The organism is Gillisella vitis (genome assembly GCF_021559775.1).
GTDB lineage: Bacteria > Pseudomonadota > Alphaproteobacteria > Rhizobiales > Rhizobiaceae > Allorhizobium > Allorhizobium ampelinum.
This window is the reverse complement of sequence record NZ_CP056047.1, coordinates 666,603-683,213: the sequence shown is the minus strand read 5'-3', so window position 1 is coordinate 683,213 and position 16,611 is coordinate 666,603. Positions and strand designations below refer to the sequence as shown.

Annotated in this window: 15 protein-coding genes and 1 pseudogene; 10 read left to right on the top strand and 6 right to left on the bottom strand. The window is 54.2% G+C overall.

The genetic code is table 11. The annotated features are described in order from the left end of the window. Positions 1-79: 79 nt before the first annotated feature. Positions 80-250 (bottom strand): annotated as a pseudogene (locus tag AVCG78_RS27445) (YcgN family cysteine cluster protein); the annotation flags it as partial. Between the two features lie 231 nt (positions 251-481). Between AVCG78_RS27445 and AVCG78_RS03095 the strand changes: the two are divergent. Continuing rightward, positions 482-1,579 (top strand): hypothetical protein, encoded by a 1,098-nt coding sequence (locus AVCG78_RS03095; protein WP_071205404.1) that lies wholly within the window; start codon positions 482-484, stop codon positions 1,577-1,579. A gap of 144 nt (positions 1,580-1,723) precedes the next feature. Here the strand turns inward: AVCG78_RS03095 and AVCG78_RS03090 are convergent, their stop codons facing one another. Further along, positions 1,724-2,203 (bottom strand): YcgN family cysteine cluster protein, encoded by a 480-nt coding sequence (locus AVCG78_RS03090; protein WP_015915368.1) that lies wholly within the window; start codon positions 2,201-2,203, stop codon positions 1,724-1,726. A gap of 241 nt (positions 2,204-2,444) precedes the next feature. Here AVCG78_RS03090 and AVCG78_RS03085 point away from each other — a divergent pair, with 241 nt between their 5' ends. The 7 genes from AVCG78_RS03085 (at position 2,445) to AVCG78_RS03055 (ending at position 11,366) form a co-directional block, all read left to right on the top strand. Further along, positions 2,445-4,562: a transglycosylase domain-containing protein gene (locus tag AVCG78_RS03085; RefSeq protein ID WP_139191495.1), complete on the top strand. Its 2,118-nt coding sequence runs from the start codon at positions 2,445-2,447 to the stop codon at positions 4,560-4,562. A 204-nt stretch (positions 4,563-4,766) separates the two neighbouring features. Continuing rightward, a complete protein-coding gene (locus AVCG78_RS03080) occupies positions 4,767-5,321 on the top strand; it encodes a phage tail protein (RefSeq protein WP_081355381.1) in 555 nt (184 codons plus the stop codon). A 4-nt stretch (positions 5,322-5,325) separates the two neighbouring features. Continuing rightward, positions 5,326-6,987, top strand: a complete 1,662-nt coding sequence (locus AVCG78_RS03075) for a hypothetical protein (RefSeq protein ID WP_071205406.1) — start codon at positions 5,326-5,328, stop codon at positions 6,985-6,987. Between the two features lie 559 nt (positions 6,988-7,546). Next, positions 7,547-8,572 (top strand): hypothetical protein, encoded by a 1,026-nt coding sequence (locus AVCG78_RS03070; RefSeq protein WP_174089650.1) that lies wholly within the window; start codon positions 7,547-7,549, stop codon positions 8,570-8,572. A 334-nt stretch (positions 8,573-8,906) separates the two neighbouring features. Continuing rightward, the gene (locus AVCG78_RS03065) at positions 8,907-9,497 is read left to right on the top strand and encodes a DUF1214 domain-containing protein (protein WP_071205401.1); all 591 of its coding nucleotides are present in this window, start codon (positions 8,907-8,909) and stop codon (positions 9,495-9,497) included. After that, entirely contained in the window at positions 9,490-10,041 is a 552-nt protein-coding gene (locus AVCG78_RS03060) for a DUF1254 domain-containing protein (protein ID WP_071205400.1), read from the top strand. Before AVCG78_RS03065 ends, AVCG78_RS03060 begins: the two co-directional genes overlap by 8 nt. 227 nt (positions 10,042-10,268) lie before the next feature. Then, entirely contained in the window at positions 10,269-11,366 is a 1,098-nt protein-coding gene (locus AVCG78_RS03055; protein WP_071202904.1) for a helix-turn-helix transcriptional regulator, read from the top strand. A 142-nt stretch (positions 11,367-11,508) separates the two neighbouring features. On the opposite strand, the gene AVCG78_RS03050 is transcribed toward AVCG78_RS03055, so the two are convergent. Beyond that, complete coding sequence (locus AVCG78_RS03050) at positions 11,509-11,934, bottom strand: exopolysaccharide production repressor protein (RefSeq protein WP_071202901.1); 426 nt, start codon at positions 11,932-11,934, stop codon at positions 11,509-11,511. A gap of 641 nt (positions 11,935-12,575) precedes the next feature. Then, the gene (locus AVCG78_RS03045; protein ID WP_071202899.1) at positions 12,576-12,764 is read right to left on the bottom strand and encodes a hypothetical protein; all 189 of its coding nucleotides are present in this window, start codon (positions 12,762-12,764) and stop codon (positions 12,576-12,578) included. Positions 12,765-13,189: 425 nt separating this feature from the next. Here AVCG78_RS03045 and AVCG78_RS03040 point away from each other — a divergent pair, with 425 nt between their 5' ends. Beyond that, positions 13,190-14,236 (top strand): hypothetical protein, encoded by a 1,047-nt coding sequence (locus AVCG78_RS03040; protein ID WP_071202897.1) that lies wholly within the window; start codon positions 13,190-13,192, stop codon positions 14,234-14,236. A 71-nt stretch (positions 14,237-14,307) separates the two neighbouring features. On the opposite strand, the gene AVCG78_RS03035 is transcribed toward AVCG78_RS03040, so the two are convergent. Continuing rightward, a complete protein-coding gene (locus AVCG78_RS03035) occupies positions 14,308-14,664 on the bottom strand; it encodes a DUF1491 family protein (RefSeq protein WP_071202895.1) in 357 nt (118 codons plus the stop codon). Positions 14,665-14,725: 61 nt separating this feature from the next. Further along, positions 14,726-15,358, bottom strand: a complete 633-nt coding sequence (locus tag AVCG78_RS03030; protein WP_071202893.1) for a TetR/AcrR family transcriptional regulator — start codon at positions 15,356-15,358, stop codon at positions 14,726-14,728. A 179-nt stretch (positions 15,359-15,537) separates the two neighbouring features. Here AVCG78_RS03030 and AVCG78_RS03025 point away from each other — a divergent pair, with 179 nt between their 5' ends. Further along, the gene (locus tag AVCG78_RS03025; RefSeq protein ID WP_015915358.1) at positions 15,538-16,611 is read left to right on the top strand and encodes an efflux RND transporter periplasmic adaptor subunit; all 1,074 of its coding nucleotides are present in this window, start codon (positions 15,538-15,540) and stop codon (positions 16,609-16,611) included.

Sequence of the window (16,611 nt, the reverse complement as noted above, 5' to 3'; positions counted from 1 at the left end):
GAAACGGTTTCAATCGAGATGAAATTATAGTGTAAAACTTGTACGAGACTTACTCTAAGGATAGATCCTCAGATAACGGTCAAGGCGCATCCCCGGCCACTGTCAAAGGCCAATCGCAGAGATAATCCTCGAAATCCTCGACAGAAACATGCTCTTCGTTGACCGTGCGGCCCCGGGCGGAAATACCGGCCTGATGGACGGTTTCAGGGTCGCCCGAAACCAGCGGATGCCACCAGTAGAGGTCCGGCCCTCGTGGACGAGGTTGTAAGCTCCTGCCTGGCGCAAGCTTCCTCAGTCAGCTTTACACCATAACGTTTTCGCCCCTTGCGAATAACCCTTTGGTACAGACACACCCCGGTGCACCGACGCATTCACTTCAGTCATGCTCTCATGCACCAAGCTTTTGTTTATGCGTCGATATATCCAATTCGGCCAAAGCCTCCGTTTGGATAGACGCAGCAGGATAAGGACAGGTTGCAGCATGGAACATGCGGTCGGCATCCGGACGAATGACAAGGCAGGTTTGAACCTGGAAGACACGCTGGGCCAGACGCTAGCAGACATCTCCACCCTGGCGCCGCGCGAAGCACTAAGCCTGGGAATGGATTATCTGTCCTCCGTACCGCCAAACCGGGCTCTGGAAGTCGCCGCGGCCCTTTGCCATGCCAATCCGTTCTTTCTGCCCGCCGTAAGCGATGGCGACGCCCAGGGTCTGAAGCTGTCGACTTCCCAACTTGCCGAATTGACATTTCGGGCGAGATTGACGGCAAGCCGGGCCAGACAGCCGAATGTTCTGGTGGCCTGTGCGCCCAAATCGGCCTCGACGTTCATTTCGATGGCGTTGGTGCAGGCACTGGATATCCCCCTGGTCAACCTGGCACTTCCCAGCTTCACACCCGGCAGCGGCTCTGCACTGGGAGGCAATCTGCGCTCGCAGGAAACCGATGAGCTTGCGCTTATGCGGCATGGATTGAACGGCCGTGGCTATGTCGCCCAGCATCACATTCGATGCACGCCCTATCTGGCCCGCCAGATGACGCTTTACAACATCCGCCCTATCGTCACTGTCCGTAATTTCTTCGACACGCTGATCAGCCTCGATGATATGTTCCAATCCTGGCGCGCTTCCAACCGTCCGGTCGACACCATTTTTTTTGATGACGGCCTGCCAAGCAATTACCACCACCTGCCCTTCGAGGAGCGGCTTGAGATGCTGGTTGCGGCTCAAGCGATCTGGTATGCGCAGTTTCTGCTGAGTTGGCAGCGATGCGAAATGCTCAATCTGGTCAAGCCGCTATGGGTTTCCTATGAAACGGATTTCCTCGGTGACAAGGCGGTTCTGGCTGATCGGATCGCCACCTTCACCGGAGCGGACAGCCAGGCGGCTCAGAAAATCACCGAGGCGCTGGCCGACAAGCGTGACGGTGAACGCAAGCGGATCAATCAGGGCATCGCGGGCCGCGGAGCCGAGGTGCCGGAAAATATTCGTCGGCAGGCGATGGCCATTTTCGACCGCTATGCCGTCAATGGCGACCTGACACTTCTGACCGGACCGGTGGCAGCCAAGACGGCAGTCTAGTGGAATGAAATTGACATTTGATACCCCCTTGCCGCACCCTCGAGGATCAAATGTCAAAATTATACTAAGAGTGCATCGATCCAAACGAAGGCTTCAGCCGAGTTTGGAAAAAAGTCCGTCTGCTTCTGTCGTCATTTCATGCCCCTATTGGTCGCCAGATTCTTCGGCCTGCAAGAGCACCGTCATAGGCCAGTCACAGAGATAATCCTCGAAATCCTCGACAGAAACATGCTCTTCGCTGACCGTGCGGCCCCGGGCGGAAATCCCGGCCTGATGGACGGTTTCAGGGTCGCCCGAAACCAGCGGATGCCACCAGTAAAGGTCGCGCCCCTCATGCACCAGCCGGTAGCCGCAGCTGGGCGGCAGCCAGGCGATGTCCTCGACCTGATCTGGCGTCAGTTGGATACAATCGGGCACGGTGGCCTGCCGGTTGGGATAGTCCTTGCACCGACAGCTTTCCCCATCCAGCAGACGACAGGCAACGGAGGTGAAGACCACCTCACCGCTTTCCCAGTCCTCCAGCTTGTTGAGACAGCACAGGCCACAGCCGTCGCAGAGGGCTTCCCACTCCACAGTGTTCATCTCATCAAGGCGCTTGGTCTTCCAATAGGGTTCGCTGGTCATCATGCCCTTGGCCATCGGTCGGATGCGAGCACCCAATCCGCGGCAATCTTATAGATTCGTTAAAAGTTAAGTCGCATATGATCCATTGGCTGGGATATATCGCGATCAACGCAGACATGGGCGCAAGCTTGGCGCCTGTCAAGCGTTGCATGTGAAGCGTTGCATATGCCTACAGCATCCCCGGCACTCTACGCCTATGATATTGTAGCAGATCATCTTAAGGCTCGGCCCCGGAACCGCCATGCAGAAGAAAAAGCGGCATATCTTTCTCAAACTCGACGCCTGGCTGGATTCCACCTTATGGAATACCGGCTTCCAGGCCGCCGAATTCTGGGAAGAAACCACGATCTTCTTTCGCCGGTTTCGGATGCGCGGCTGGAAGAAATGGCTGTTCGAGGCCCTGGGCGAAGCGATGACGCTGGGAACCGCCGGTGCCGTGGTGATGCTGGCGCTGGCCATGCCCGCCTTTCAGGAAACGGTCAAGGATTGGCGCAATCGCGGCGATTTTGCCGTCACCTTTCTGGATCGCTACGGAAATGTCATCGGCCATCGCGGCATTATCCATGAAAATTCCGTGCCGTTCGAAGACCTGCCCGACAATCTGATCAAGGCGGTGCTGGCCACCGAAGACCGGCGGTTTTTCGATCATTTCGGCATTGATTTCATCGGCCTTGGCCGGGCGCTCAGCGAAAATGCCAGAGCTGGCGGCGTGGTCCAAGGCGGCTCGACGCTCACCCAGCAGCTCGCCAAAAACCTGTTTCTCACCAATGAGCGCTCCATCGAGCGCAAGATCAAGGAAGCCTTCCTGTCGTTATGGCTGGAGGCGAACCTGACCAAGCAGGAAATCCTGTCGCTCTATCTCGACCGCGCCTATATGGGCGGCGGCACATTTGGGGCGGCGGCGGCCTCGCAATTCTACTTCGGCAAGAGCGTGCGCGACGTCAATCTGGCCGAGGCCGCCATGCTGGCGGGCCTGTTCAAGGCACCGGCCAAATATGCGCCGCATGTCAACCTGCCCGCCGCCCGTGGCCGCGCCAATGAAGTGTTGAGCAATCTGGTGCAAAGCGGCTTCATGAGCGAGGGCCAGGTGATTGCCGCCCGGCGCAATCCGGCCACCGTGGTCGACCGGGCCGAGCGCGAGGCACCGGACTTCTTTCTCGACTGGGCGTTTGACGAGGTGCAACGCATCGCCTCCCGCTTTCCCGAACATTCGCTGATCGTGCGCACCACCATCGATCCGGGCCTGCAAAAAGTCGCCGAAACCGCTGTCAGCAATACGTTGCGCGAATATGGCGAACAATATAACGTTAAGCAGGCCGCCCTCGTGACGCTGGAAAACGGCGGGGCGGTGCGCGCCATGGTCGGCGGACGCGACTACGGCGAAAGCCAGTTCAACCGCGCCACGCGCGGCCTGCGCCAACCCGGTTCCTCCTTCAAGATCTACACCTATGCGGTGGCGATGGAAGCGGGCCTGACCCCGGAGACCACCATTGTCGATGGTCCGGTCAATTGGGGCAATTGGAGCCCGCATAATTACGGCAACAGCTATGCTGGGCGCATTACGCTGACGACCGCGCTGGCCAAATCGATCAACACCGTGCCGGTCCGCCTCGTCAAGGACCGGCTGGGCGTTGATTCCGTCATCCGCATGGCGAAAGCCATGGGCGTGGAAACGCCGATCCGCAAGGATGTCACCATTCCGCTCGGCACCTCGGAAGTCACGGCCATGGACCAGGCGACGGCCTATGCCGTGCTGCCATCCGGGGGCCTGCAATCACGCCGCCATGGCATTGTCGATGTCAGAGACTATCGCGGCCATGTGCTCTACGATTTCGACCGTGACGAACCAGCCCCGCGCCGGGTACTGACCGAGCAGGCCGATAACTACATGAACCAGATGCTGACCAAGGTCCCCTATATCGGCACCGGCCGAAAAGCCGCTCTCGATGGCATTCTCACCGCTGGCAAGAGCGGCACGACGCAAGCCTATCGCGATGCCTGGTTCGTCGGCTATACCGGCAATTTCACAACCGCTGTCTGGTTCGGCAATGACGATTACACCTCCACCAACAACATGACCGGCGGCTCGCTCCCCGCCATGACCTTCAAGACCATCATGGACTACGCCCATCAGGGCGTCGCAGTGCGGCCAATCCCTGGCGTACTGGAACCGGCGACCGTAGCCGTAAAGGCCCCAGCACCGGCCAAGGGCGAACCAAAGGGGACAGCCCCCGCCCCGCCCGAATTCGTCCGCCCGCGCACGCTGTCGGTGGAAACCACCGCCCTGCTACGCCAGATCGGCACGATGCTGACCGAGGCACAGCCGCTGGCACCGGGATTGCGGGCGGCGCTGGATTAAGGGGGCCAAGTCTGCTGCCGAAATATAAGTAAGTCCGTCTTGAGATGGTAATCGCTTAACCGTTGACCCTAAATTACGGCGCGCAATCGCGATTGCGCCTTTCTCCTGTATTGACAAAAAAAAATGCAGAAATAAAGTTATGCATAGAATCAATAATGTATCAAAACAAAATAATTTCACAACTCAATCTCAGGATCGTTAAACATGTCCTACAATTATGTTCCTGTCGGCGCTATCGTTGCAGTCCTACAGAATAGCAGCTCGCCGTCGGATAGATGGCTTTATTGCAATGGCAATACTTTCGATACAGATTTATATCCTGAGTTGGCGAGTCTTCTTGGGACAAACGTTCTTCCTAACCTGATAGGCTTAACGATCATTGGTGCTGGCATAAACACAGCAGGAACGACCTATGCTCAATCTTCCCAATACGGCAACGAAACCGTAAAACTATCACTAAGCCAGATGCCATCTCATACCCATTATGGCTGGGGAGAAAATGCGAACGCGACTACAGGCCTGGGCTTCGGTACATCGAGCAAGAATGGTTATTATGGCAACAACCAACATGATAGCGACAACTACCTGTACGCCGCTACTTTCGCTGGCGGCATTGGCACGAACAATATCCCCGTAACATATAACGATAATGGTACGGAAGTTTCCTCGACAACATCTTCAAGCTGGACCGACAACCAAGCCTTCAGCGTCATGCAGAAGTCCTACGCCATCAACTACTTCATTTTTGGTGGAGCTTGAACTTATGTTTCGTGCACAAGACCCCTATTCATATAGCGTTACAAGACCTCTTTATTTAACGGATGGTAACAGCGGTTACAAAGCAATTGGCATTATTTCTATAGATTATAAAGTATCTCTTTATAATGACGTACAGGTTCTTACACAAGATTCTTACTCACAGCCCAGAAATCAGCAATTTATTCTCACGTGTTCGCAAAGAGTTATCATTAGAAATCCTTCATTTTACTCAATGAATCCCATCCAAATACCCGTGGGTGCCTCAACCAACGCGACAGAAGAGAAGTTTGAGAACTACCCAGTCTTGATATCGGCCTCAATGAAGATTGAGGATAGTGAAGGCGGCACCCCCGACGGCATCACCGTAAATCTCGTAGACTATTCCCCGGTAACGGTGAACACCGCAGTTCAAACCACCGCATCATCGGCACAAACAAATGGAACGAATTCTGCCACATCCAGCACCACGGGTAATTCCTATGCCCAGTCAAGCACCTATGGCGTTTCCGTGACAGCAGGAATGAACTCGGGAGAGACCGCATCCTATGAGTATTCCACGACCCACACGCGCGAAAACTCGAATACGGCCAGCCTGGGAACCAGTTCCGACAAAGAAGCATCAAGCGGAGAATCGATGAGCATCAAAGACTGGGGCTCCTATGCCTTGGTCTCACCTACAACCGGTTTGCCCACTTGGATTTTCGGTCAGGAATATCCGTGGAACTCAATAGAATGCCGGTTTGGGGACACGGGCGAATATAATGAAAACAATTCCAGCCAAATAGCAATGCAAATTTCGGCTACAATGGCTTCCAATCTTTACGATGGTAGTTTTCTATATCCCCCCAGCGAACTGTCGATGTATGGCATAAACTTCGTCATGAAATCATGCTGGCGATTGTATGTCGATTACGGGGCCTCAACCACCATTAACATCGAGAACGACCTCAAATACTATTCAGCGTCGCACTATCTAGAGGGTGATGGCCCGGTCGTTTACATGGATACTCAGGCCGCAAATATATATGCCAAAAATCAAACCTCAGACGCTACCGTATCCCCCTCGATCACGACGACACTGGACCTGAATATTATGGGTCTCGACCCCATTGGCGTAAATAGTCGCGCCGCAATCGTCGGATTCATTCCCACCCGGTTTATCCCACAGGCGATATCGTCGCAGGTCACGAAAGGATTCCGGACACTCGCCACCACAAACGACCTGATGATCGATGACACCACCGAATATCCGGATGGGAGCACGTCTGGCTTTACCACATCGCAAACTTGTTTAACGATGGAATGGAGCTCATCTCAGAGCTTCGCCTATCAACTTACGCTATATTTTAAGATCATCGACACGGTCAATGAATATACCCTCTATCTAAAGCACTGGAAAACAAACAATACGGGTGTTGTTCTGTCTATCATCATTAATGGCGACAATGATAATGTCATTCGAAAATATGTCGATGCGACAGAAGCAGAAGGCGGGGAGGATAATATGCTTTCCATCGCATTGCGAAATCTCGACTTCTCTTCGGTAGAATATCACGACTATTTGCAACTTGGATTAAATTCGGTCTCGATTACGGCTCAGCCAATGGATGATGCGTGGGACGATAGCGGTTATCAGGTCAGAGCCATATCGGTGGAGAAGCGCTAGAATATCGGACCGAAAGTTAAGAATCGATTTTCGGATAAATCCGATGCGCGAACAAAAACTTAGAGCATCGTGCTGACTGTTGTTTTCTGCATGATGCTCTAGTGCATCGATCCAAACGGAGGTGACAACCGAGTTTGGAAAAATCGATGCATAAACAAAAGACTAGTGGTTTGATTGTGGCATTTGCTACCATATACAGCACCCTCGAGAGCAAATGTCACAATCATGAAAACCACTAGCAAGTCTATGATTCTAGTGGAATGAATTTGTCAAAGCCTTAATTATAAAATGACGAATTCAAAACATTTAGTACAACATAAAACCGCTACGACTATAATAATCAATAAATCGGGATAGAAATATTGTTTTTTATATTAATAAAAATCACATGACCATCAAATCAGATAATGCTACCTGCACATTTCACCAATCATAAGCGCTTTGATCAATATCAGCGGGTCAATTTGACGTTCTCTCATAGTTATTTTACTAAACCAGCATTGCCGGGGATTTAATAAATATTAGGATTTTAATTTACAATAAAATACTAGAGGACAAAATGCCTGCGAACGAAACATACGAAATAACAAGAGACAATACACTCACACCTCAACAACGATCCGCTCGATCATTTCTGCCCGTTGGACATAAAAAAGGAGAATTACGAGGTAGATCAGGAAATAAAACTATTAACGGATATAATACAGGTTTCCATGAAGGTGCAGTAACAACATCACTCTACAGAAAACTACACGAACTCCCTGACAATAGGGGAATCAATGGAAATGTCCGGCAATGGTTACTAAAACATGCAGATGGCTTCAGATCCGACACTGCCCAGACCATTTTATCTATACCAATAAACAAGGTTGTAAGCGACGTTGATGGGAAACCAATACTCGCTGCCGGACACCCTGGCTCCAATATTAAACAAAGCGGGAAAAATTTCGCCCATGAACTTCTTAACGAAAAGGTTATTGAACTTCTTAAAACTCGTGATAAAACTCCCGGGCTTACAGAGGAATCAGTTGTTACGATTATGGGCGCGATTATGCTTGCATCAATCGCACCCGGTGAGGTGGCGAGAACTCTGAATACCTCAGAGCTGACAGCTCGGCATGTGAAACAAACTTGGGAAGAGCGAAGAAACGAAGCCAAACTAGGCCTAAATAAGCAGCTCGAAGCTTTAAACCGCGCCGAAAGGGCTTTTGTTTCGTTGCATGCAGGGAGTTTTCTCGGACGCTTGGGTCGCACGCTTGCTACAAACAGGGCTAGTTCTCCGCTAAGAAACACTAGAGCGCCAGATCCGCGTGAAAACGGGGTGCAGGGCGGAGGGCTGGATAGAAATAGAAATAGAAATAGATTTAAAGATCCGAAACGCGCTCTTCCCGGAATTGAGCAATTTCCCTATTACCTTACAGAGAACTTTCGAACCGAAAAAGCGACATCTAGTGAAGAAGACGGCGCGGGCAACTCCTCTTCCCTTGGAAAGCGCTCTCGGAGCCCTACCCCAAGGGGTAACACGCGTACGAAACGCTCAAAACCGAACAACCTAGGGAGTGCCGTGCGTTCGCTCAGCCCATAACGGCAAAGAACAAATTAGCGACAGAGACCGATTATACTAAGTCTCGAAGATGCTGACGCCTCCTCGCCGTGCAGGGGCACCGAGTATCTCAAATGCATCAAGTGCTTGAGATAATCCAAAAAGGAACACCAGGAGTCATCTTCAATCCCTCTTAGTATTATATGTATTATACGCCCCTTGCTGATTACGGCTCTTGCGCATTTCAAATCGAAACAGCGCCTCTTCGACCACCCCACCGAGGGTCCAGCATCAATCCTGCACCACCCCCGCCATTTCCCTGCCCTGAATTGAGTGCTACCGCTTCTCCAACAATCAACAGGGTTCGAATCATCGCGTGCTCAGGGTTCCGCTTCTTGTCGCCATTGCGCTTGCCATTGCTTTCGGGCTTGGCATCCAGTCCACGCTGATGGCGCTGAATGCCACGGTGGGCTTTGGCGAGATCGAGATTGATGGCTGGCGGGCGTTTCCGCAGGCGCAGACCGCCGATGCTGATCCTTATGCGCGCTCGCACCGGGCCAAGGCCGGGCGGTTGTTGCTGGGCAGCGCCGAAGGGCTGAGTTTTATTGCCACGACCGATACGAACGGGCGCAAGCTGAATACACGCTGCCGCTACCGGCTGGCGGGCACGGTGCCAATGGCGCGCTACTGGACGCTTTCTGCCAGCCGCCCGGATGGAACGCTCCTGCCCGTCTCACCCGACCTGCCGGGGGCGCTGAACTCGGTTACGACGCTGAAAAATCGGGATGCCAGCATGGAGATCACCATCGGTTCGCAAGCAGCGCCCGGCAATTGGCTGGCCATTCCCGCAGGAAGCGAAGATCTGATGCTCAACCTCACTCTGCTGGACACGCCGGTCGCGGGCAATTCGGGTCTGGTGACACTGGCCATGCCGCATGTCGAACAGATCGGATGCGGCAATGCGTAAGCTGATCTACGCCATTCTTGTCGGCCTGGTCGGGGCTGTGGTTCTGCATATCGTCATCATCCTGGCGCTGCCGCATTTCACCGGCAAGGATGCCTATACCCGCGTAACCATGGAAGGCCCGCTGTTCAAATTCTATAGTCTCGACAGCCGGGCGGACCGGGCGGGGCTTGCCAATGGCGATCCCTTCCTAAAACTCGCCGCCTGCGCTTTCGATGTCAGCGAGGCGCCGGTGCATCTGACAGCAGAGGGCAGTGTTCCCTTTTGGTCGGTGGGTATTTTCGACCGCGATGCCAATGAAGTCTACAGTATGAACGACGCTACATCCGTCGAGGGCAAGCTTGACATTATTGTCGCCACCCCGGCCCAACTCGCCCGGCTGCGCGCCACGGCACCCGATGCGCTTGCCCAGACCATACTGGTGGAAATGCCGGAAACCCAGGGCTATGCCGTGTTGCGCACCCTTGTGCCTCAAGCCAGCTTCGCGCCCGATGCACAGGCTTTTCTTACAAACGCCGGTTGCGATCAGACAGCTATAGATCCATAAAGTATTTTCGCAATCGAACAAAGAGCGACAACACTTTGGCGCGCATGTTTTCTTTATAACATTCAATTAAATCTAAAATTTTCTTCTTTCCAAGCGATAAAAAATTAAAATATTCAATTATTTTGTTTTTCGACTTAAAATCTGATAATGTTATTCAGTAAATTGACTGGCATTGCTTCAGAAAGACATGTTTGCTAAACATAGCAATATTAATATGTGAGATTGCTATGCCGGAAACTATCATAGATTGCATTTACGAAGCGGCCGCTGAACCGGCGGCCTGGGAAAATGCGCTGGACCGCTTGGCGCATCTTGTCGGCGCGGAAGGCGCCCTGCTTGTCAATATCTCCGACGAGCTCATGCCCTTGATCACGACGCCAGGGGTGCGCGAGCTTTATTCTGATTTTTTCAAACAGGGCTGGACTGCCGACAATATTCGCACCAAAGCGCTGCTGAGCGCCAGCAAGTCGAAATTCATCAGCGATGTCGATCAGTTTTCGCATGAGCAGATGCGCGATGAGCCACTTTACCGGGATTTTCTCTGGCCGCGCGGCTTTGGCTTTGCCGCTGGCGTCAGCTTCGATCTTCCGCAGGAGAAAATCATTGCAATCTCGATTGAACGAAAGCGTGATAGCGGTCCCATCGAAGAAAAACATCTTGATCTTCTCAACAGTGTCGGCCGGGACCTGCGTCGCAGCCTGATCCTTGCCTCCCAGCTTGAATTCAAGGCGGTCGACAACAGTCTGCGGGCATTGCAGCTGGCGCGGCTGCCCACCGCCGCACTGACCGCCAAAGGCAAGATCCTGGGGTGCAATACGGTGTTTGAAGCAGGCAATCCAAGATACGCCATTTCGGCCTTCGACCAGTTGCGCTTTCTCCATCCCGCAGCACAGGCAAGTTTTGAAGCCAGTCTTGCCGCGGGTATGGCAGCTGGCGCCAGCCGGGACGAGATGCAGGGCGCTCAATTCGCCTGCCCCGGCCAGCCGGGCCTGCCGCCGGCGGTCGTCTATCTCATTCCCGCCGCCCGGTTGAATGTCGGATTGTTCAGCCCGGTCAGCTTTTTCATCATTCTGGTCCCCCTCAGCCGTAGCAATGGCCTGACCTCGGAGATGATCCAATCCCTGATGAATTTAACGCGCGCCGAGGCGCGTTTGACGAAACTGCTTCTGGATGGAGAGCCTCTGCGCGATGCCGCCCAGGCCCTTGGGATTCAGCTGGAAACCGCCAGAAGCCAGATAAAAACCGTACTGGCCAAAACCGATATGGCCCGGCAAACCGACCTTATTGCCGCTCTGACTTCGCTTCATTCACTGGAAGCGGATTGAGGGTCTTACATCCTCCTTTGTGCGGCTTCGACACTGGAAACCGCTTTAAAAGGACGTCGGCACTTTGTCATTCTGATTCCGCATCACCAATGCCCGGAAAAGCCCCTTCATACCTGTCACACCTCACAGGCATAGACCAGGCTCAGGCATTGTCCGCCCTCTCGGCAAGCGTCAGGTCGCGACCTGCGCACTGATCCTTTTGTGTACGACCATCACGGGAGGCTTGACTGTTTTGAAGCGTGGCAAGGCGCGCCTTCACCCGACGCATGACAAGATAGACAATCGCGATGAAATAGACGCTTTGAAGAATAATTGCCGCAACAACCGTCCTGATGATTGTGGCCGCGATGAGCCCTGTCGATTGGTAATTATAGATGGCAAAACCCAGCAAGACGACACCCATTCCTGCAAACACCCGTGGCGCATACATCATGCTGTCACGATCGGGCGTGCCCGCCAAATCCTCGTCGTAGGCTTCCCGTCGATTGTTTCGAGACAATTCTGTCTTCTTCTGGTCCAATTGTTCCGCGTGACTATATCCAAGCGCAGACTCTGTATCTTTATGCATCAAATGCCCCACTTGAAATAATGTTGTTTATTTCCAACAACGTTTATCAACCATTTTTGGGTGCTTTAAACATCCCCCAAATGGGGTAGGCGGAATTATTACTCAAATATCACGATCGCATACAAAACAATCTTTGGTAGAATTGCAAAATAAAATACATATTTTAAATTTTTGGACCATTCTTAAACAAAGCAGACATAGGCATCTCAGGGAAACTATGGTTGCACAACTATTGCGTATTCTCTTAAAGCGCGTCCGCTCCAAAAAACAAACTTACCCAACAGAATTGGCGGTATTAGCGCATCTTCTGCACAGTCGATAACGTGAAGGATGCCATAGAGCGTTCCGGGGAATGCCTGGAAAAACGGCCCGGATTTCCTGATTGCCCTGCGCGCTTCATAGAAAAGCAACCGAGCTCAGCCAATGACATTGAATCCATGTGATTGCCTCACTGGTCGCAATAGCCAACAGCCAATCGATCTCACTCCACGGGGAGGAAGAGCCGCATCACGGGAACACACGCCTTATACCAAGTCTTGAAGACGCTTACGCATCCTCGACTTGAAAATATCTCAAATGCATCAGAGGCTTGAGATATTTTCACAGGGAATACGAAGAGTCATTTTGAGCGAGTCCTCGTATTACCCCTCGTAGGGATGCATGTCCTGCGCTGGCCGCTTGCCGGTGAGCGAGGCGGCGCCGATCAGCAGAGGTTCGGTGCGGGTATAGCGCACGCCGGTAAACAGCAGGATACGGGCCTGTGTCGGTGCGGGGGTGCGGTTGACGGGCTTCTGATCCAGCCGGTCTTTCAGTTTCACGATGTCAGCCATGCTCGTCTCCATTTGGGGTAGATGAGACGGATGAAGAGATCGATTTCATCCTGCCCCGGCAAAGGGGCCAGCACATCCAGCCTTGCTGTTTTGGGCAGCAAAGACAGGCATTCTGCGCTTTTCTCCAGACATGAGGGGTAAACAGCCATCCTCATGAAAAGTTGCTTTTATACTGAAGAGCTTCCCGTTTTCCGGGAACCCTTGCTGACATTTCCGAGTAAAAGCGATGCCGCTGCAACGCTCACGCAAGGATATGCTGCTTTATCAAAGTTTCCTTATTAAACACTGTCGATGGTTAACAGCTTGCTAACGATTACCGTCTATTTTGACCGAATTGGTATTGCGTTGGGACGGGTAATGTCGTGGATCATCAATTTCGGGCGTTGGAAAATCCGAGGATCGGCCGCAAGAAGGACGTGGTTTTAATGGCCACCGTTTCCAGTTTCGAAAGCCTCGAACATCCCCGCAAGGCCGATCTCCGGCAGTTTGCCCTGCTGTTCCAGCCCTTGTTTCAATACTCCTCCGAAGAGGCCCGGCGCGACGCCGTGGCGGCGCTATCGCAATCGCCCAATGTGCCGGAAGCTGTGGCATTCTTCATCGCCAGTCAGCCGCTCGCCATTGCCGCGCCATTCCTGATCGCCTCGCCCTGTCTGTCGGATGAATTGCTCATCACCATCGCCTGCACCCAGGGCATACACCACGCCCGCACCATCGTGCGCCGCGAGGCTTTGTCGCCCGCCGTCATCGATGCACTGGCAGGCCTGCGCTTCATCGACCCTCTGCCCGAGCACGCCCAGCACGTGGACAACGAGGATATTGTCCAGGACATGATGGAAGCACCGCCCCGCCCCATTCGCCTGAGGTCCGACGCGGGTGCCGAACCCGAAAACATGCCCGCTATCGACCCTGAGGATGCGGCGGAAGAACAGACGGTGGCGCAGAATCCAGATCAGCTCTCCGTAGAGAAGCAGGAACAGGATCCGACATACAATTCTACAAGGGCACAACGCGAGGAAGCCTTGCGCCAGACCTTGAAGGCGCTGGATCGTCACCTCAACCGCCAGGAGCATGATCGCCTGGGTCGACGCAACCTCAGTTCCGTGCAGGCGGCTCTGCTGGTGCGGTTTGCCCGTGAAAACGAAGCAGGCAGCTTCGCCACGGCCTTGGCCGATGCGCTGTCTTCAAGCCGCTGGCTGGCCGAGCGTATCCTGCTCGACACCTCCGGCCAGCAGCTGGCCACGACGCTGACCGGCCTTGCCATGGCCATTCCCGACATGATTTTCATACTGACCCGCCTCTACCCGCATCTCAACCAATTGCAGCAGGGCGAACCGCGCGTCGCCAGACTGATCGCGGCGCTCGACGGCAGAGACTGCGAAAAGCGCATTGATGCATGGCTGAGGGCCGACCGCTATACCTATCAAAGCAGTCAGAGCGACGTCCAACCAGTGGCGGTGTCGGCTTCGCGTTGAGACTATGTCCGTGAAAAATGGAACCCGATTTTCCTGAAAAGACAGAGGGCAGCAATAAGCCTGGCCGCCCTTCAGCTTCTTTCGCCAACGAGCGACAAAAGACCATCCAACTGGTCGATCTCGATTTCCACCAGCCATAGATCCGGGTCAAAACGGCGCTCGCGCTCCATCAGGGCCGCAACCTCGCTGGCATCGACCCTGTCCAGGCGGCGCTCGAAACGACGGTCGCCTGACATTTCGGCATCATCGTCTTCAATCAGGCTTTGCGGGGCTGGAGCATAAAGACTTTCCAGGCCATCGCGAAACCGCTGGCGCAGGAAGATGGCGCCGGCTTGGTCCATGCCCTTACGCTCCACAGCGGCAAAGCCGCCGGCGGAAAACACACGGCGGATGATGGCGGCGACGAAAATATCGGAGCGAAGGCGCATCCCGCTTTTCTATAGACAGGATTGACGGAAAGAAAGGCATTCATCGGGGCAGTCGGGATTATTAGCCCTTGCCGCGCATCAGGGTCTGCATCACCATATCGATATGGGCTTCCATGTAGGCCTTTTGGTCAAGTGGTCTGCGTTGCGCAAACAGGATTGACCAGAGATTGAAGTGGATGACCGGCCCAATCAGAACATCGGGAGCGGAAACGGCCGGGCCTGGCAAAAATTCGCCGGCAGCGACGCCCCCCTCCACCAGCATGCAGACCGTTTTCAACAGAGGCGCAACGAATTCGTCGTAATGCCTGTCTACAATATGGGGAAAGCGGGTCCCCTCACTCACCGTCAGACGCAGGAGTTCGCTACACTTGCAATCACCAGCGATCATCTCATAGGCCATGCCGATCATCTGCCTCAATCGTTCGGCATAGCTGCCCTCCAGTGTTTCAGCAGAAGCACGCAATTGGGACAACGGCAGCGACATCTGCCGGATGCTCTCCTCGAACAACACCTCTTTTGACGGAAAATAAAGATAAACCGTGCCCTTTGTAATGCCGAGCCGCAGAGCTACATCTTCCACACGCGTCGCAGAAAAACCTTTGTCCAGAAACTCTTCAAATGCAGCTTCCAATATTTCCTGCGGGCGCCTCGCTTTCTGCTCGGCCCGGCTGATCGTTTTCAATCGCTTTGCCATGACCATTTTCCTTGAGGTTTGAGCGAGCGGACTTGCGTGAGGCGACGGAGCGAAAGCACCCGCATTACGCTTTCAATTCCTATACCGGTAACTATCGCTCCGGCAACTATATTGACTAACCGTACAGTCATTGATATCTACTCGAAACGACCCGTGAATGCAATGGTGGGGACCTCACAGTGCGGTTACAAACGACTTTATCCGGACTGGCTTGCGTCCTGCTCGCTTTGTGTCTGGCAGGCTGCAATGAAAAGACCGAGAGCCAGTCTTCACCGCGCAGTGTCACGGTGACCAAGGCCCAAACCGCGCAATACCAGCCCTCGGTGGAAATCTCCGGATCGGTGAAAGCGCGGGTGCAGTCCGACCTGTCGTTCCGTACCGCAGGCCGGGTGATCGAGCGGCATGTCGATGTCGGCGACCGGGTCAAGGCGGGCGACGTCCTGGCACTCCTCGACAATACCGAGCAGAAGGCTGATATCGCCGTTGCCCAGGCCGGGCTGGAATCGGCCCAGGCAACGATGCGCCAAAAGAAATTGGCCTTCGACCGCTACAAGGTACTGATCCAGACCAACACCATTGCCCAATCCACCTTCGACCAGGCCCGCGAGGATCTCGCCACGGCTCAAGGCTCGCTGCAAACCGCGCAGGCCAATCTGGCCACCGCCCAGGATGCGATGACCTATACGGAGTTGAAGGCCGATGCCGACGGCATCATTACCTCGCGCAGCATCGAGGTGGGACAGGTGGTTTCGGCGGCGCAGGCGGCCCTGACGCTTGCCCATGACGGACCGCGCGATGCCGTATTCGATATGTTCGAAGCGTTTTTCCTGGAAGGTGCGCCGTCCGATACCGTCGAGGTCTCGCCGATCGGCGGCCGCGCCAATCCCCAGGACGGCAAGATCCGCGAAGTCTCTCCGGCCATCGACACCAGCGCCGGCACCATCCGTATCAAGGTCGCCCTGCCCGCGGACACGCAATGGTCGCTCGGCACGACTGTCGTCGGACGGTTCCGCGCTCAGCCGCAGCAGGGCATCGTGCTCCCCTGGAGCGCCATGGCCTCGGCCAATGGCCAGCCCGCCGTCTGGGCGGTCAACACCGCCGACAGCTCCGTCAGGCTGCGCAAAATCGACATTGCCCGCTACCGCGTCGGCGATTTCGTGGTGGCATCCGGCGTCGCGCCCGGGGACATCATCGTCACCGACGGCGGCAAGTTTCTGACGGACGGCCAGGTCGTGGCCTTTAAGGAAAAGTGA